Below are 16921 nucleotides of genomic sequence, written 5' to 3' on the forward strand. Positions count from 1 at the left end.
CTGGAAAGTAGCAGGCTGTCCGCCTGAGGTGTCCCGGTTCGTTCCGGAACACCCGGACCGGTCTGCTCACCGACGGTGCAAGTGTTGTTCCGCAGCAGCGGAACCGCACGGAAACTCTCAGGTCCAATACAGAGCGGGGAGGAACCCGAATCGATGTGGCGTACCCTCGCCGCCTGAATTATGGAGTTCCTTGTGACCGTCTATCCGGCCTCCGCCGCCCCAGCTACCGCTACTTCAGCCTCTGCGCCCTTTGTTGACAGGCACATCGGTGCCCGCCGTGAGGCTGACGTCGACGCCATGCTTAAGGCCGTCGGCTACGACACCGTCGATGCGCTGGTAGACACCGCGGTTCCGAAGGACATCCGCCAGGACTCCGCGCTGGAGCTCTCAGCAGCGTTGAGCGAGGTTGAGACGCTCGCCGAGCTGCGCAGGATCGCCGCCAAGAACAAGACCGCCGTGCAGATGATCGGCCAGGGCTACTACGACACCGTGACGCCTCCGGTGATCCGCCGCAATATCCTCGAGGGCCCGGCCTGGTACACCGCGTACACGCCCTACCAGCCGGAGATCTCCCAGGGCCGTCTTGAGGCGCTGCTGAACTTCCAGACCATGGTCCAGGACCTCGTGGGCCTTCCCATCGCCAACGCGTCCCTGCTGGATGAAGCCACCGCCGTGGCTGAAGCCGTGCTGATGATGCGCCGGGCCAACAAGAACAAGGACGCCCGCGATGGCAAGACCGTCCTGGACGCCGACTGCCTGCCGCAGACCATCGCCATCGTAAAGGGGCGTGCTGAGGCACTGGGCTTCGAGGTGGAGGTCGCTGACCTTTCCAAGGGCCTGCCCGACGGCGTCGTCAACGGTGTGGTGCTGCAGCAGCCAGGTGTTTCCGGCCGTGTCTTCGACCACTCCGCCGTGATCGCCGACGCCAAGTCCCGCGGTGCCCTGGTGACCGTGGCCGCGGACCTGCTGGCACTGACCCTCATCACGCCTCCCGGCGAGCAGGGTGCCGACATCGCCGTCGGCTCTGCCCAGCGCTTCGGCGTCCCGCTGTTCTACGGCGGCCCGCACGCCGCCTACATGGCAGTGCAGAAGGGCCTCGAGCGCTCCATGCCGGGCCGCCTCGTTGGGGTCTCCAAGGACAACGCCGGCGTGCCGGCCTACCGCCTGGCGCTGCAGACCCGTGAGCAGCACATCCGCCGCGAAAAGGCCACGTCCAACATCTGCACCGCGCAGGCACTGCTGGCCATCGTGGCCTCCATGTACGCCGTGTACCACGGTCCGGACGGCCTGAAGGCGATCGCGCAGGCCGCCCACCACCACGCGAAGACCCTCGCAGCGTCCCTGAAAGCCGCCGGCCTGGACGTGCTCCACACCAGCTTCTTCGACACTGTCACCGTTTCGGTACCGGGCAAGGCCGCCGCGATCGTCGCCGCCGCCGAAGCCAAGGGCATCAACCTGCGCAGCATCGATGCCAACACTGTTGGCTTCTCCACCGATGAAACCACGACGCCGGCAATCGTCGATGACGTACTGGCCGCCTTTGGTGCCGAGGCTGTTGACGCGGCCGCTGGCACCGACCCTGCGTTCGAGCTGGATGCCGCCGTCGAGCGTTCCTCCGACTACCTCCAGCACCCCGTGTTCAGCACCCACCGTTCCGAGACCCAGCTGCTGCGCTACATCCGCAAGCTTTCGGACCGGGACCTCGCGCTGGACCGCACCATGATCCCGCTGGGCTCCTGCACCATGAAGCTGAACGCCACCGCCGAGATGGAAGCGATCTCGTGGCCGGAATTCGCCTCCATCCACCCGTTCGCGCCCGACTCCCAGACCGAAGGCTGGCGGGAACTGATCGCGGACCTCGAGTCCCAGCTGACCGAGATCACCGGCTACGACCAAGTATCCATCCAGCCCAACGCCGGTTCCCAGGGCGAGCTCGCCGGCCTGCTGGCTATCCGCGGCTACCACCGCTCCCGCGGGGACGAACAGCGCAACATCTGCCTGATCCCAGCTTCGGCGCACGGCACCAACGCGGCCTCGGCCGTCCTGGCCGGCATGAAGGTGGTTGTGGTGGCCACCGCCGCCGACGGCACCATCGACCACACCGACCTCTACGCCAAGATCGAGGCCCACAAGGACGCACTGTCCTGCATCATGATCACCTACCCGTCGACGCACGGTGTCTACGACGCCGACGTCCGCGAAGTCTGCGACGCCATCCACGCCGCAGGCGGCCAGGTGTACATCGACGGTGCCAACCTGAACGCCCTGGTGGGCCTGGCCCAGCCCGGCAAATTCGGCGGCGACGTCTCGCACCTGAACCTCCACAAAACCTTCTGCATCCCGCACGGCGGCGGCGGACCCGGTGTGGGCCCGGTCGCCGCAAAAGCACACCTGGCACCGTTCATGCCGGGCAACGCTGCCACCTGGACCGAAGGCGACGACGTCCCGATCTCAGCCTCCCGCTTCGGCTCCGCAGGTGTCCTGCCGATTTCCTGGGCCTACGTGAAGCTCATGGGCGGTGCTGGCCTGACCGAGGCCACCAAGTCGGCACTGCTCGCGGCCAACTACATCGCGGCCCGCCTGAACGACTTCTTCCCGGTGCTGTACACGGGCGAAGGCGGACTGGTGGCGCATGAGTGCATCCTTGACCTGCGTGAGCTGACCGCCAAGACCGGCGTCACGGCCGAGGACGTGGCCAAGCGCCTGATCGACTACGGGTTCCACGCCCCCACCCTGGCATTCCCCGTGGCCGGGACACTCATGGTGGAGCCCACCGAGTCCGAGGACCTGCACGAGATCGACCGCTTCATCACGGCGATGATCGCCATCCGGGCCGAAATCGACCAGGTGGCCCACGGCGACTTCACCGTCAACGACAGCCCGCTGCGCAACTCCCCGCACACGGCTGCCGCCGTCATCAGCACCGACTGGGACCGTGCCTACCCGCGCGAACAGGCCGTGTTCCCGGTGGCCTCGCTCAAGCAGGACAAGTACTTCCCGCCCGTGGGCCGCATCGACGGAGCCGCCGGCGACCGGAACCTGATCTGCTCCTGCCCGCCGCTTTCCGAGTTTGAAAACTAAGGACTCCACGATGACTGAGAACTACACCGCGCTCTACGAAGAGCACAAGAAACTCGGCGCCTCCTTCACCGACTTCGGTGGCTGGCAGATGCCGCTCAAGTACAGCTCCGAACTGGCCGAGCACCACGCCGTCCGCAAGGTGGCAGGCATCTTCGACCTCTCCCACATGGGCGAAGTCTGGGTCACTGGCCCCGATGCCGCAGCGTTCCTGGACTACGCGCTGGTGGGCAAGATCTCCGCCATGGCCGTGGGTAAGGCCAAGTACTCGCTGATCTGCAACGAGGACGGCGGAATCATCGATGACCTCATCACGTACCGCCGTCCTGCCGCAGAAGACGGCACAGACCGCTTCCTGGTGGTCCCCAACGCCGGCAACGCCAAGACTGTGGCAGCTGCGCTGGCCGAGCGCGCTGCCGGCTTCGACGTTGTGGTGGACGATGTCTCCGACGAGACGTCCCTGATCGCCGTCCAGGGACCTAAAGCGGAGGAACTCCTGCTGCGTCTGGTCCCTGCCGCCCAGCACAGCCTGGTCACGGACCTCAAGTACTACGCCGCCGTCGAGGTCCCGATCCTGGTGGCAGGCGCCGGCCAGGAGCTGCTGCTGGCCCGCACCGGCTACACCGGCGAGGACGGCTTCGAGATCTTCGTGGCCAACGAGGACGCCGCCGCGCTCTGGCAGGCCATCGTCGCCATCGCGGACGAAGGGGAACTCGTGCCTGCAGGCCTCGCCTCCCGCGACTCGCTCCGCCTCGAAGCTGGCATGCCGCTCTATGGCAACGAACTCTCCCTGGAGGGCGACCCGTTCGCCGCCGGCCTGGGACCCGTGGTCGCGCTGTCCAAGGAAGGCGACTTCGTGGGTAAGGCGGCGCTCGCCGCCAAGAAAGAAGCCGGTGCCGGAGTTACCACCGGCCGGAGGCTGGTTGGCCTTAAGGGACTCGGGCGCCGGGCCGGCCGCGGACATTACCCAGTCCTCAAGGACGGCGCCGTGGTTGGCGAAGTCACCTCCGGCCAGCCCTCGCCCAGCCTGGGCTACCCGGTGGCCCTGGCCTACGTCGACGTCGCTTTCATGGAGCCCGGCACTGCCCTGGACATCGACCTCCGAGGCAAGACCGAGCCCTTCGAAGTCGTGGCACTGCCGTTCTACAAGCGCCAAAAGTAATCCCGCGCCACCCGACGCTCTCTCAGTTTTCAAATACCAAACTAAGGAAATAACACATGGCTAAAGTTGCCGCAGAACTGCAGTACTCCGACGAGCACGAGTGGGTTGCCCGCGAGAACGGGAACCTCGTGTCCATCGGCATCTCCGCCGTGGCCACGGACGCCCTTGGTGACATTGTGTACGTGGACCTGCCCGAGGTCGGCTCGACCGTGACCGCGGGAGAGACCTGCGGCGAGGTGGAATCCACCAAGTCCGTCTCCGACCTCTACTCCCCGGTGACGGGCGAGGTCACGGAAACCAACCCGGCCGTCGTCGAAGATCCCGCACTGATCAACAGCGACCCGTACGGCGCCGGCTGGCTGTTCAAGGTGGCCGCCGAGTCTGACGGCCCGCTGCTCTCCGCACAGGACTACGCGTCCAAGAACGGCGGCGAGCTGTGAGCCCGGCAACGTCAGAAACCGCGGAGTTTACGCAGGTCGTTTCCCCGTCACTGGACGCGGACCTGTCCGTCCTGGACCCGGAGATCGCGGCCAAGATCGACGACGAACTGGGCCGCCAGCGCGACGGCCTGGAAATGATCGCCTCGGAGAACCACACTGCCGTGGCAGTGATGCAGGCACAGGGCTCGGTCCTGACCAACAAGTACGCCGAAGGCTACCCCGGCAAGCGCTACTACGGCGGCTGCGAGCACGTCGATGTGATCGAGCAGTTGGCTATCGACAGGGTTAAGGCCCTCTTTGGCGCGGAGTTCGCCAACGTGCAGCCGCACTCCGGCGCACAGGCGAATGCCTCGGTGATGCACGCGCTGATCAAGCCGGGCGACACCATCATGGGCCTGAACCTTGCTCACGGTGGCCACCTGACCCACGGCATGAAGATCAACTTCTCCGGCCGCCTGTACAACGTGATCCCATACCAGGTCCGCGAGGAGGACCACCGGATCGACATGGCCGAGGTGGAGCGCCTGGCGCAGGAGCACAAGCCGCAGCTGATCGTCGCCGGCTGGTCCGCATACGCCCGGCAGCTGGACTTCGCAGAGTTCCGCCGGATCGCCGATTCCGTGGGCGCCTACCTGATGGTGGACATGGCGCACTTCGCAGGGCTCGTGGCCGCCGGGCTGCACCCCTCACCGGTGCCGCACGCCCACGTCACCACCTCCACCACGCACAAGACCCTCGCCGGTCCGCGCGGCGGCATCATCCTGACCAACGACGCCGCGATCGCCAAGAAGATCAACTCGGCTGTTTTCCCGGGCCAGCAGGGCGGGCCGCTGGAGCACGTCATCGCAGGAAAAGCCGTGGCCTTCAAGATCGCCGCGTCCGCCGAATTCAAGGAACGGCAGGAACGCGTCCTGGCCGGTGCCCGGATCCTGGCCGACCGCCTGGTCCAGCCAGACGTCACCGCCAAGGGCATCAACGTGATCTCCGGCGGCACCGACGTGCACCTGGTCCTGGTGGACCTGCGCAACTGCGAACTTGACGGCCACCAGGCCGAGGACCGGCTCGCGGAGATCGACATCACGGTCAACCGCAACGCCGTGCCGTTCGACCCCCGCCCGCCGATGGTCACCTCCGGGCTGCGCATCGGCACCCCGGCGCTGGCCACCCGCGGCTTTGGCGAAGCCGCCTTCCGTGAGGTCGCGGACATCATCGCCGAGGCTCTGAAGGCCGACGCCGGCTCGGACCTTACGGGCCTGCGTCACCGCGTAGAGGCCCTCGCGGCAGCCCACCCGCTCTACCCCGCGGTCGCCAACCTCGCCTGAGTGCCTCGTTGCGGCTGGGTCCGCGCCGGCGGACCGGACTTTTCACGCGTGCTGCTCCTTCGTCGCTTTGACGCACGCTTTCGAAAAGCCAGGCTCTTCCGACGCTCGCGGTCCCGTCGCCCTGGCGACATGCTCACCCAACCCCACCACTTACCTAGTTAGGAACTGACCATGGCTGTTGGTGTCTTTGATCTTTTTTCGATCGGGATTGGACCTTCCAGTTCACACACTGTGGGCCCCATGCGGGCTGCTGCTGTGTTCGCAGAGGAGCTTCAGGCCTCAGGGAAGCTGGGGGACGTCGCGAGCCTGCGGGTTGACCTGTACGGCTCCCTCGCCGCGACGGGCCACGGGCACGGGACGATGACGGCGATCCTTCTCGGCTTGGAAGGCTTCCATCCCGAGAAGATCCTGCCTGACGAGGTGGAGGAGCGGCTGGCTGCGATCGCTGAGACGGGGACGCTTCAGTTGGCCGGCGCTGGCGCTGGGAACGGTGTTCCCCTGCCCTACGGCGTGAAGGACATGGTCCTGCGCCCGCTGACCATCCTGCCGCGGCACACGAACGGCATGACCTTCACCGTTTCGGACTCTGACGGCGAAATCCTCCACAGCGCCACTTTTTTCTCAGTGGGCGGCGGCTTTATCGTCCGCGAGGGCGAGGAGGACGCCGCGCTGAAGGAACTGGACGAGTCCAGGAAGGAACTTCCGCTTCCGTTCCGGACAGCGGCCGAACTGCTGGGCCGCTGCCAGTCCAAGGGCCTGTCCATCGGTGAGGTCATGTTCGTCAACGAACGCGCCTCCCGGTCCGAGCAGGAGATCCGCGCAGGGCTCCTGCACATCTATTCGGTGATGGAAGGTTGCGTGGAAACCAGCCTCAAGCGCGAAGGGCTGCTGCCCGGCGGACTGAAGGTCCGCCGTCGGGCCCCCGACTGGCACGAACGTCTCCTGAAGGAAAGCCGGGACCACGATCCCGACTACCGGGACCCCAAGTACTGGCAGGAATGGGTAAACCTGATCGCCCTTGCCGTCAACGAGGAGAACGCCTCCGGCGGGCGGGTGGTCACCGCCCCGACCAATGGTGCCGCCGGCATCATCCCGGCTGTCCTGTACTACGCGCTGCACTTCGCCCCAGGGATGGAGAACGCCACGCAGGAAGACCGCGACGACGTCGTGGTGAAGTTCCTGCTCACGGCCGGCGCCATAGGGGTGCTGTACAAGGAACAGGCGTCCATTTCCGGCGCCGAGGTGGGGTGCCAGGGCGAGGTGGGGTCGGCGTCGTCCATGGCCGCCGCAGGCCTGGCCGAAGTGATGGGCGGGACACCGCAGCAGGTGGAGAACGCCGCGGAGATCGCCATGGAACACAACCTGGGCCTGACCTGCGACCCCATCGGAGGGCTCGTCCAGGTGCCGTGCATCGAACGCAACGCCATCGCTGCTGCCAAGGCCATCAACGCGGCGAAGATGGCGCTCTGGGGTGACGGCTCGCACCGCGTGTCCCTCGACGAAGTCATCGTGACCATGCGCGAAACCGGCAAGGACATGAGCTCCAAGTACAAGGAGACCGCGATGGGCGGCCTGGCCGTCAACGTTGTTGAATGCTAGTTATGCAGCGCCGCCCAGAGATTCAGGGATGACGCAAACACGATCCAGGTGATGTAAGGCAGCAGGAGTAGTCCTGCTGCCGTGCTGATGGGTCCGAACCGGAGCACCGTGAAAGCCACAGCAACGATCAAGGCAAGGATGATCGCGAACGCCAGCCACAGGGCAGTGGTGCCCAGCACAGGGTAGAGGCCAAAGAATACCGGGGTCCACAGCAGGTTGAGGATCAGTTGGATACCGTAGGTGACCAGCGCCGGCCTCGACTCCGGCAAACGGCGGCGCCACACCAGCCAGGCGGCCACGGCCATGGCCGTGTACAGCAACGTCCAGACCGGACCGAAAACCCCATTGGCCGGCGTCCACGGAGCTTTGTCGGCGGTGACGTACCAGCCGTTGACGTTGTTTACGGTGGCAAAGGCCCCCAGCCATGCCACCAGTGCCGAGGCTCCCAGGAAGATGGCGAGTGCCACAATCTGTGTGCCCGGTCCGTAGTTTCCTGCGGGGTTGCCGGAGCGGGGCGTGGACTCTTCAGGGTGCGGCTCCATGCGTCAACCCTTACGAAGCGTGGAGCCCGAGTCAAGGCGGCCACGGGCCCGCGGAAAAGCCCGTACCGGTTCAGGCTTTAGACTTGTGGCTACATGTCTGCCCGCAGCCACACGTACAGAACCGCGCACAAGACCAACAGACAGGACACGCCCCCTTGCGAGAATTCACCGCCCGCTTTGCCACAGGCGAGGAAATTGAGAACTGGGACAAGCACGTCACTGCGAACCCGAACGGCGGCAATATGCTGCAGTCTGCGGCCTACGCTTCGGTGAAGAACGGCAACGGTTGGGCTGTCCGCTTCCTGGTCCTGGAGAACAGCGGAACCGCCAGCTACAACCTGGTCCTGGAGAAGAAATTCCCGGTGCTGGGCCGTCTCTGGTACCTCATCAAAGGGCCCGACGTCCGGGCCGCGGAGGACCTCAAACCGGCCTTGGCCGCCTGTGCCGAATTTGTGAAAGCACGGAAGCTGAACGTTTTCGCCATCAAAGTGGAGCCGGACATCGTCGCCTCACCGGAAGCCCGGGCTGAGCTGGCTTCCGCCGGCCTGGTGAAGGCCCCCAACATCCAGTCGAACGACTCCACAGCCCTGCTGGACATCTCCGCGCCGGAAAACGAGGTGTTCCGGTCCATTTCCTCACGTGCCCGCAACGCCATCCGCCGGGCAGAGCGCGAGGGCTGTGAAGTGGTCCAGCGGGAGCAGGGCCCGGAGACCTACCGCGCCCTCTATGACCTGATGGCCAACACCGTCAAAGCCAAAGGGTCCATGCCCCTTCGCAGTTATGAGTACTACGCCCGGTTCTGGGACGAGTTCTGTGACCGTGGCCAAGGCAGCTTCTTCTTCGCCTACGAGGACGGGAAACCGAGCGTGGGCGCCTTTGTGATCAACTATGGGGCAAAGGCGACGTACAAAGACGGCGGGTCCACCCAGAACCGGAAGCAGTACGGTGATTCGCACCTGGTCCAGTGGGCCGCGATCCGCAGGATGAAGGAGCTCGGCTGCGCCGAGTACGACTTCTGCGGCACCCCGCCCGCGGACAGGATCAAGGACAAGTCCCACAACCTTTACGGCATGGGCATGTTCAAAACCAGCTTCAGCAAAACAGTCACGGATTTTGTGGGCTGCTACGACTTCGTCCTCGCACCCGTCCGGCACCGGCTCTGGGTCAAGGGTGCCGAGCGTGTTTTCCGGCGCCTCGAAACCATGTGTACCGGCAACCAGTTCTACTGAGCCGCCGCCACACTCCACCGTCCACAACATCTCAGCGCTGCCACCATTCGGCAGCACATCCACAGGTGAGGAACTTTCCCGTGAATTCAACCAAGGCCGCGACCGAGCTCGAGTTCGCTATCCTCAGCGACGCCGACTTCGAGGCCTTTTCAGTCAGCCACCCGCAGAACAACTTCATCCAGTCCGCCGACTTCGCCCGGTTCCAGCGCGCCCGCGGGCAGGCAGTGGAGCTGTTCGGAGTCCGTCGTGATGGCGAACTGGTGGCCGCCGGCAAACTGAACTACACCACCAACCGCTTCGGGTACACAGTGTGCGAGTGCGCCAAGGGGCCGCTGATGGACTACACGGACTCCGCCCTGGTGCGTGACGTCGTCGAACTCCTGAAAACCAGGGCAGCGGAACGCAAAGCCGCTGAGCTGCGGATCTCCCCGAACCTTCCCTTTATCGCACGCGATGAGGACGGGGCCGAACACCCAGAGATCACGGACAACCGCCCGCTGGTAGCAGAGCTTGCGCGGCTCGGATTTGCCCACCAGGGCTCGGACATGAACTTCGCCAACGTGAACTGGATGTTCATTAAGACCCTCGACGGCGTCACGGACGCCGAAGAGCTCATCATGGGCACCAGCTACCGCACGCGCAAAGCCATCCGGAAGGCCGAAAAGAACGGCGTCTTCCTGGAACAGGCCACCCTGGAAACCCTGGACGAGTTCTACGACGCCCTGAGCACGGCCGGCGACGAAAAGGGCTTCATCTACCGCGAACGCGAATACTACGAGCAGCTGCTGCGGACCACTTCGTCCGAGTTCACCAAGCTCATGATGGCCAAGATCGACATCCCCGCGTACCGCAAATCCATCACCGAACGCCTTGAAGCCGAGACCGCTGCGGCGGCCGAACTCCGCCGGGAGGTCGAAGAGACCGGCAGCAAGAAGAAGGCCAACCGCCTCAAGGTGGTGCAGGACCTCGTCGACAGCTATGAGCGCAGCCTCAAGGACATTGAGCGGTTCCCGGATTCCGTTGGCGTGGCAACGGTGGCGGCCATCCACTTCGTCTGCTTCGGCGACGAGCTGGTGTGCGTCATCGGCGGCACCAAACAGGACTATATCTACTTCAACGGGGCCACCTCCCTTTACTGGGGCATGATGCTCCATGCGCTGGAAAAAGGCTACAGCCGCTACAACTTCTACGGCACCTTCGGCATCCAGGGACAGGACGAGGAAGGCCACGGCGGCTACGCCTTCAAGAAGGGTTTCGGCGGTGAGGTGGTCCAGCTGCTGGGCGATTTCGTGATGCCGGTGCGGCCCGTGGTTTTCCAAGCCAACAGGATCGCCCGGGCCGCGGTGGCAGCTGCCCGCACGCTGTTGAGCAGGCTCCCGCTGAAACGCCAGGCTTCCGGCGAAGAACCAGCCCCCGCCGAAAACACCGCATAAAGACCACGATAAGCACCCCCGGAAGAGGACCAGCGTGACAGATCGACCCGGGGATCCCCGGAACAGGCCTCACACTGACGGCCTGCCGAAGACTGAGCCACTTTCCCCCTCCCAGGTCCGGCAGAACGCCGCGGCAAAGCGGATGCTGCGGCGCCTGGTCCAAGGGGAGAACCCACCGACGGCGCCGCTGAGTATCGTGGACAGGCTCGCAGGCAGCCCGTACGCCAACCCCATGATCCAAGTGGGAGGCGTGGACACTTCCGCCCGCAAGACCCTGGACTTTGCCCTGCACCTGGCCGAAACCATGTTCCGTTATGGCGCCGGCGCATTGGAAGTCGAGACGAGCATCATCGCCGTGACGGCAGCCCTGGGGCTGAAGAACATCGAAGTGGACATCACCAACCAGTCGGTCGGGATCAACTACGCGCCCAAGGACCAGACGCCCATAGCCCTGTTGCGCGTTGTGCGGTCCTGGACCAACAACTACGCCGGGCTGGCCAAGGTCCATCAGCTCGTTACGGACATCGTGGCCGGGGGAGTGGGCCGGGACGAGGCAATCCGCCGGCTCGATGAGGCCATCACCAGCCCCAAGCCCTTCCCACGTTGGATGGTGACCGTGGCCTTCGGCGTCTTCGCGGCAGCATTCGTTGGCGTACTGGGTGGCGGTCCCGTGTCCTCAGCCATCGCCTTTGTGGTCAACATCGGCGTGAGCCTGCTGTCGCGCCAGCTGGGCCGTTGGCGAGTACCTGACTTCTTCACTACCGCGACGTGTTCGTTTGTGGTGACTTTCATGGCACTGCTGCTGTGGCAGTTCAACCTCACCACCGCGCCGGCCATCGTGGTGGTGGGCGGTATCCTGCTCCTGCTGCCCACGGGCCGCCTGGTGTCCTCGGTGCAGGACGCGATTAACGGCTTCCCGGTGACGGCCGCCGGAAGGTTCCTGTCCACAGTCCTGATCTTCGGCGCCCTCGTGGCAGGCATTGCCGTCGCGTTGGTGGTCGGTTCCATGACGGGGATGCAGGAAATCGACGTCACGGAAACATTCAGCCCCGCCTACGACCTGTGGGTGCTGGTGGTCCTCACGGCCTTGGCTGTCATGGCCATCGGGGTCACCGAACAGACGGCGTGGAAGCTGCTCCTGCCCACCGCTGCCGTGGGCGTCGCCGGGTACCTGGTGCTTCTCGGCGCCAGCTCGCTGGGGATCAGCGACCGGTTCTCGCCGGCGTTGTCCGCCGTGGTGATCGGTCTGCTGGCCCGGGTGGTGGCATTGAAGATGGGTGCGCCCCAGCTGGTGGTCGCCGTGCCGGCGGCGCTGATCCTGCTGCCGGGCCTGACGATCTTCCGGTCCATGTATGTCCTGTCCATCGAGGAATCCGAGATCCTCCTGGGCGCAGGGGGGATGCTGAACGCCGGCGCCATCGTGCTCGGCGCTGCGGGCGGGATCGTCCTGGGCGACACCCTGGCCAGGCCGTTGACGCGGAGCCTGGCCAGCAACGAGCGCAGGCGCGCCCGCCGCCGCTAACGGGGCTAAATCTGCCCGATGGGCAGTTTCTTCTCGGCCTGGAAGTCATCTTCGACCCGGCCCGCGGCCCAGTAACCGGACAGCGAAACCTGCTTGCGGTCCAGGCCCTGCTGGACAAAGAACACCTCGCGCAGGCCCTTCATGTAGCCGCGCTCGCCATGGGCAAAGACGTCGACCTTGCCGACGGCGGGCCAGTCGGCGTTCGCGACTGCCGACACCAGCAGGTCGCCGGTGCCGGCCGGTGCGCCGTTGCGCCGGAGCCACGTGATCTTGACACCGGCAGGGGCTGTGACGGGCTGGATATCGGCGTCGGAGTCAACCTCGAGGAAAGCCACGCCCTGTGCCTCCGTTGGCAGGGCTTCCAAGGAGGCAGCGATGGCGGGCAGGGCGGCTTCATCGCCGGCGAAAAGGTACCAGTCGGCGTCGGGCGCCGGGTTGTAGGCGCCGCCGGGACCGGTAAAGGTCAGCGGGTCGCCGGGCCGGGCGGAGGCCGCCCACGGGCCGGCCAGTCCTTCGTCGCCGTGGATCACAAAGTCGATGGCCAACTCCTGTGCCACGGAGTCCACCCACCTGACGGTGTAGGTCCGGGTGAAGGGCCACTGCTCACGGGGCATGGTCTCGCGGATGGTCCACAGGTCCAGCGGCTGGGCGTAGTCAACGCCTGCCTGGGGGAACACGATCTTCACGTAGCGGTCTACAAAATCGTTGTTGACGTAGTCGGCGAAGCCGTCGCCGCCGGCAACGATCCTGACCATGTGCGGCGAAAGCTGCTCGCGGCGGACCACGGTGAGGTTGATTTGGGGACGCGACTTTTTGGTGGCGCTGGTGGCAGCGGGAACGGTGCTCATAAGGCAAGCCTAAGCTAAGGGAGTGGTGGGAGTTCCCAGGTTACGCCAGGGCTTCCTTGCTCGTTCAGCAGCGCATTGGCTTGGCTGAACGGCCGGGAACCGAAGAAACCGCGCGACGCCGACAATGGGCTCGGGTGCGCGCTGGACACTACCGCGGCGCCGGACAAAAGGGGCCGGACTGCCTCCGCGTCCTTGCCCCACAGCACAGCCACCAGCGGAAATGCGCTGCCGTCAGCCTTCCGTCGCCCGGCCACCGCGGTGACTGCCGCCGTCGTGATTTTCTCCCAGCCCTTTCCGCGGTGGGAACCCGCGGCTCCGGCACGCACGCTCATGACCCGGTTCAGGAGCAGCACGCCCTGGTCCGCCCAAGCGCTGAGGTCGCCGTGCACGCGCGCCGGTACTCCCACATCGGCCTCGAGCTCCTTGTAGATGTTTGCCAGGCTGCGCGGAATGGGTCGGGTCTGCGGGGCCACAGCGAAGGACAGGCCGACGGCGTGCCCCGGGGTTGGGTACGGGTCCTGCCCAAGGATCAGTACCTTGACGTCCGCCAGCGGCTGCCGGAACGCGCGGAGGACATTCGACGGCGACGGCAGCACCTGGTGCCCGGCCGCGACGTCGTCAGCGAGGAACCTCAGTACGGCACGCAGGTCATCTTCCACCCCGGCCAGGGCGGCGGCCCAGTCGGCGGCCATCAGTTCGTCCAGTGGCAATACAGCCATCTCGGCATAACCGACGGGCTCCGCCGCTTCCGGCTCCAGCTCGAACAGGGGTTCCGAATCAAACACGCCCCCATTCTCTCAGTACTCCCGTTCATCCACTGCCAGCCCGTTGCGGCGTAAATGACAACGCTGTTATTCGTCCGTAACATGGGGGTGAGACTTTTAACCTTATCCAGCGAAGGAGTATGCCGTGGCGGAACCAGCCCGGGAACACCTGGCAGAGCCTGGCGAGCGTGGCTCCCTGCTGGCTGACTTTTCGCTCCGGGACTCGCCGCTCGGCGAGCGGGAGCAACAGATGCTCGCCCTTGAGCGGCAGTGGTGGAAGTACGCCGGTGCCAAGGAACAGGCCATCAGGGAACTCTTCGACCTGTCAGCTACGCACTACTACCAACTGCTCAACGCGCTGATCGACTCCGAGGATGCGCTCGCGCACGATCCCATGCTCGTCAAGCGATTGCGTAGACTACGTACGTCGCGACAACGGGCACGCACCGCACGTCGCCTGGGTTCGGACGCGTAACTTCGCTCGTGCTGAGCCATCAGCAACAATCAACAAGGATGTCTCTCCACTATGACCAGATACGCTCGGGATGAATTCGACAAAGTTCCGGAGGCTGCCTCCCGCCAGGGTGTCCACCGTTCAGCTTCGGCACCGTCCAGGCCGCGGCTATGGCCCATGCTCGCCGTGGGCGTTGTGGCACTTGCGGTCGGCCTGGTCTCCTTCCTGATCCTGCCTCAGCTGGGATTCACCCAAGCCGGCAGCCAGGCGTCCACCAGCGTGGAGTCATCTGCCCCCTCTGAGGCTGCCTCTTCCTCTGCCAGCGCTGAACCTTCCGCAACTGCAGAGCCCACTGCCAGTGCCGAGCCCTCACCGAGTGGCGAACCTGAGCCGAGCCCCACACCCTCCGCCGCGGCCTCCCAGGCCGCCGTGAACAAGACCCAGGGCCTGGCGGTCTACAACGCCGCCGGAACAGCCGGCCTGGCTGGCAGGGTCAGCGCCACCGTCCAGGCGGACGGTTGGACCCTCGGCCAGGTAGGAAACTGGGGTGGCGCACCCCAGCAGACGTCGGTAATTTTTTATGCTGGTCCGGCACAAAGGGCCAACGCGGAGGCCCTCTCCGAACTCCTGAACATTCCAACGATGGTCGACAGCGCCGACTTCCAGGTTCCGCTGGTGGTTGTGCTGGGGCCGGGCTTCCAGTAAACGGGTTACACCTGAATAACTATTGAACACCGACGCGGCCCTGTGCCTCGGCTCGTCCGGGGACCATTGGCTAGAGTGATTTCAGGCTTCGGTCCGTAACGAGCGGCACACAGTGGCGTGGGCCTTACGGACGCTACTGAAAGAGTGGGCATCATGGCACTGGGAACCGTGAAGTGGTTCAACGCTGAAAAGGGCTACGGCTTTATTACGGTGGACGGCTCGGGTGACGACGTCTTTGTCCACTGGTCCGCCATTCAAGGCGAGGGATACCGCGCACTCGATGAGGGGCAGCGGGTGGAGCTTGAAGTCGGCGAAGGCGAGAAGGGCCCGCAGGCAGAAAGTGTCCGGCCGGCAGAGTGAAGTCCGTAAGTTTCCGATCTTCCTTGGTCCGTGTTTCCGCATCGGCGGCCCTCCTTCTTGGGCTGGCCGGGTGTGGGGCTGCTGCTGGAAATGCCCGGCTTGACTCCGTTGAAGCCTCCGGCGATGGAACGCTGCGCGTTGGCGTGATCCTGGACAGCACCGGAACGCGTGACTTCCTCAGTGGCTCGCAGCTTGCCGCGGCAAAACTGGCCGTGCAGGAAATCAACGCCACCGGCGGGCACAAGGGCAAGCCCATTGAACTGTTGCCCCGGGCCGCCGGCGACTCCGGCGCGCAAGCCAAGGAGCTGGCCGCGGCCAAGGCCGACGTCGTGATTGGACCCACTGATTCCAGCAACGCGGCTGCTGCCATTGACGTTCTCTCCGCCGCGAAGATTCCGCTCATTTCACCGGCCAATTCGGCGGCAGGGCTGAGTAAGTACAAAAGCGGCGGCTACTACTTCCGGACTGCACCGGCCGACGTCGCCCAGGCTTCGGTGCTTGTGAAGCTCGCCAAAGACGGGGGCGCGAAGAGCCTGGCGATCGTCCACCAGGACAGCAGCTACGGCAAGGATGTTTCCGCAGCGGTGGCCAGTGCGGCCAAGGACGCAGGCGTGGAAACCTCCAGCACGTCAGCATTCGAGCCCGGCGATGCCCAACGGGCCGCAGCTGCTGCCCGGAAAGCGGCCCCGGATGCAGTGGTGCTCATTGCGCGGGATGGCGCCCAGGGGGCCATCGCTGAGCTGAACAACGCTGGACTGTCCGGCAGTAAAGTCATCCTCAGCGACGGCGCTTTCGCCCAGTATAGTTCCGGGTTGGGGTCAAAAGCGCTCGACGGCGCGCGGGCAGTGGTGCCCGGCGTATTCCCCTCCGCGGACTTCCAAGCTCGCCTGCTGGCGGTCGATCCTGGGTTGAAGGACACCTCTTTCGCCGCTGAGACGTACGACGCCGTGACGCTGGCTGTCCTGGCGGCCGCGGCAGCCGATGACGACGCCGGCCGATCAATAGCCGCACACCTCATAGCTGTCTCCGGAGGCGCGGCCCCCGGCGCGGAGCCGGCGAAGGCCGCACCCTGCCAGTCCTATAAGGACTGCGTGTCAGCGCTGAAGACCGCAGGTGCCGCGAACTACGACGGCCAATCCGGTCCGATCGGCTTCGACGCCAACGGCGACATCACCTCTGCGAACTTCATGGTGTTCACGTACGGAGCTGACAACAGGGCAAAGCTCAGCGGTCGTGAATCCGCGGGTCGGGCCGCAGGCTGATCGCCGGGAGCGAAACGAGGCCCCGCAGGCACTGGTTTTCGGGACTATTCGCTTGCACTCTCACCTATGGAGTGCTAATTATTGACTTAGCACTCTTACGTACCGACTGCTAAAGCGACGCCCGGCTCAGGCCGGTTACGAAGCCCAGGCGCCGGTCGAGGAGCGAAAGAAATACTTACTGGAGTGAGATCGGGAACCTGA

15 protein-coding genes are annotated in these 16921 nt (G+C 65.2%); 12 read left to right on the forward strand and 3 right to left on the reverse strand.

Features of this window, described 5'->3' with window-relative positions:
- Positions 1 to 180: 180 nt before the first annotated feature.
- From gcvP to V9L18_RS06240, 5 genes are all read left to right on the forward strand, one after another.
- Positions 181 to 3081 (forward strand): aminomethyl-transferring glycine dehydrogenase, encoded by a 2901-nt coding sequence (gcvP, locus tag V9L18_RS06220; protein WP_337346314.1) that lies wholly within the window; start codon positions 181 to 183, stop codon positions 3079 to 3081.
- 10 nt (positions 3082 to 3091) lie between these two features.
- On the forward strand, positions 3092 to 4240 hold the full coding sequence (gcvT, locus tag V9L18_RS06225) for a glycine cleavage system aminomethyltransferase GcvT (protein ID WP_337346315.1): 1149 nt from the start codon (positions 3092 to 3094) through the stop codon (positions 4238 to 4240).
- A gap of 56 nt (positions 4241 to 4296) precedes the next feature.
- Entirely contained in the window at positions 4297 to 4680 is a 384-nt protein-coding gene (gcvH, locus tag V9L18_RS06230; RefSeq protein ID WP_337346316.1) for a glycine cleavage system protein GcvH, read from the forward strand.
- The gene (gene glyA, locus V9L18_RS06235) at positions 4677 to 6002 is read left to right on the forward strand and encodes a serine hydroxymethyltransferase (RefSeq protein ID WP_337346317.1); all 1326 of its coding nucleotides are present in this window, start codon (positions 4677 to 4679) and stop codon (positions 6000 to 6002) included. Before gcvH ends, glyA begins: the two co-directional genes overlap by 4 nt.
- Positions 6003 to 6173: 171 nt before the next feature.
- Positions 6174 to 7601 (forward strand): L-serine ammonia-lyase, encoded by a 1428-nt coding sequence (locus V9L18_RS06240; RefSeq protein WP_337346318.1) that lies wholly within the window; start codon positions 6174 to 6176, stop codon positions 7599 to 7601.
- Here the strand turns inward: V9L18_RS06240 and V9L18_RS06245 are convergent.
- On the reverse strand, positions 7598 to 8143 hold the full coding sequence (locus tag V9L18_RS06245; RefSeq protein ID WP_337346319.1) for a TspO/MBR family protein: 546 nt from the start codon (positions 8141 to 8143) through the stop codon (positions 7598 to 7600). The genes V9L18_RS06240 and V9L18_RS06245 overlap by 4 nt on opposite strands.
- Before the next feature lie 155 nt (positions 8144 to 8298).
- Here V9L18_RS06245 and V9L18_RS06250 point away from each other — a divergent pair, with 155 nt between their 5' ends.
- The 3 genes from V9L18_RS06250 (at position 8299) to V9L18_RS06260 (ending at position 12327) form a co-directional block, all read left to right on the forward strand.
- Positions 8299 to 9372 carry a lipid II:glycine glycyltransferase FemX gene (locus V9L18_RS06250; protein ID WP_337346320.1) on the forward strand — a complete coding sequence of 358 codons (1074 nt, stop codon included), beginning with the start codon at positions 8299 to 8301 and terminating at the stop codon, positions 9370 to 9372.
- An 80-nt stretch (positions 9373 to 9452) separates the two neighbouring features.
- Complete coding sequence (locus tag V9L18_RS06255; RefSeq protein WP_337346321.1) at positions 9453 to 10805, forward strand: peptidoglycan bridge formation glycyltransferase FemA/FemB family protein; 1353 nt, start codon at positions 9453 to 9455, stop codon at positions 10803 to 10805.
- Between the two features lie 34 nt (positions 10806 to 10839).
- The gene (locus V9L18_RS06260) at positions 10840 to 12327 is read left to right on the forward strand and encodes a threonine/serine ThrE exporter family protein (protein WP_337346322.1); all 1488 of its coding nucleotides are present in this window, start codon (positions 10840 to 10842) and stop codon (positions 12325 to 12327) included.
- 5 nt (positions 12328 to 12332) lie between these two features.
- Here the strand turns inward: V9L18_RS06260 and V9L18_RS06265 are convergent, their stop codons facing one another.
- Complete coding sequence (locus tag V9L18_RS06265) at positions 12333 to 13175, reverse strand: siderophore-interacting protein (RefSeq protein ID WP_337346323.1); 843 nt, start codon at positions 13173 to 13175, stop codon at positions 12333 to 12335.
- Positions 13176 to 13189: 14 nt separating this feature from the next.
- Complete coding sequence (locus V9L18_RS06270; RefSeq protein WP_337346324.1) at positions 13190 to 13960, reverse strand: uracil-DNA glycosylase; 771 nt, start codon at positions 13958 to 13960, stop codon at positions 13190 to 13192.
- Positions 13961 to 14084: 124 nt separating this feature from the next.
- On the opposite strand from V9L18_RS06270, the gene V9L18_RS06275 reads away from it, so the two are divergent.
- The 4 genes from V9L18_RS06275 (at position 14085) to V9L18_RS06290 (ending at position 16720) form a co-directional block, all read left to right on the forward strand.
- Positions 14085 to 14414 carry a DUF3263 domain-containing protein gene (locus V9L18_RS06275; protein ID WP_337346325.1) on the forward strand — a complete coding sequence of 110 codons (330 nt, stop codon included), beginning with the start codon at positions 14085 to 14087 and terminating at the stop codon, positions 14412 to 14414.
- Positions 14415 to 14465: 51 nt separating this feature from the next.
- Positions 14466 to 15098, forward strand: a complete 633-nt coding sequence (locus tag V9L18_RS06280; protein ID WP_337346326.1) for a LytR C-terminal domain-containing protein — start codon at positions 14466 to 14468, stop codon at positions 15096 to 15098.
- 153 nt (positions 15099 to 15251) lie between these two features.
- Positions 15252 to 15458: a cold-shock protein gene (locus V9L18_RS06285; RefSeq protein ID WP_337346327.1), complete on the forward strand. Its 207-nt coding sequence runs from the start codon at positions 15252 to 15254 to the stop codon at positions 15456 to 15458.
- Positions 15455 to 16720 (forward strand): ABC transporter substrate-binding protein, encoded by a 1266-nt coding sequence (locus tag V9L18_RS06290; RefSeq protein WP_443198058.1) that lies wholly within the window; start codon positions 15455 to 15457, stop codon positions 16718 to 16720. The genes V9L18_RS06285 and V9L18_RS06290 overlap by 4 nt, the downstream gene beginning before the upstream one ends.
- Positions 16721 to 16921: the final 201 nt, after the last annotated feature.

This window comes from Pseudarthrobacter sp. CCNWLW217 (genome assembly GCF_037203985.1).
Taxonomy (GTDB): domain Bacteria; phylum Actinomycetota; class Actinomycetes; order Actinomycetales; family Micrococcaceae; genus Arthrobacter.

Coding starts and splice junctions, on each gene's coding strand:
- V9L18_RS06245 (WP_337346319.1), bottom strand. CDS start 8,143: ATGGAGCCGCACCCTGAAGAGTCCACGCCCCGCTCCGGCAACCCCGCA.
- V9L18_RS06240 (WP_337346318.1), top strand. CDS start 6,174: ATGGCTGTTGGTGTCTTTGATCTTTTTTCGATCGGGATTGGACCTTCC.
- gcvP (WP_337346314.1), top strand. CDS start 181: ATGGAGTTCCTTGTGACCGTCTATCCGGCCTCCGCCGCCCCAGCTACC.
- gcvT (WP_337346315.1), top strand. CDS start 3,092: ATGACTGAGAACTACACCGCGCTCTACGAAGAGCACAAGAAACTCGGC.
- gcvH (WP_337346316.1), top strand. CDS start 4,297: ATGGCTAAAGTTGCCGCAGAACTGCAGTACTCCGACGAGCACGAGTGG.
- V9L18_RS06285 (WP_337346327.1), top strand. CDS start 15,252: ATGGCACTGGGAACCGTGAAGTGGTTCAACGCTGAAAAGGGCTACGGC.
- V9L18_RS06265 (WP_337346323.1), bottom strand. CDS start 13,175: ATGAGCACCGTTCCCGCTGCCACCAGCGCCACCAAAAAGTCGCGTCCC.
- V9L18_RS06280 (WP_337346326.1), top strand. CDS start 14,466: ATGACCAGATACGCTCGGGATGAATTCGACAAAGTTCCGGAGGCTGCC.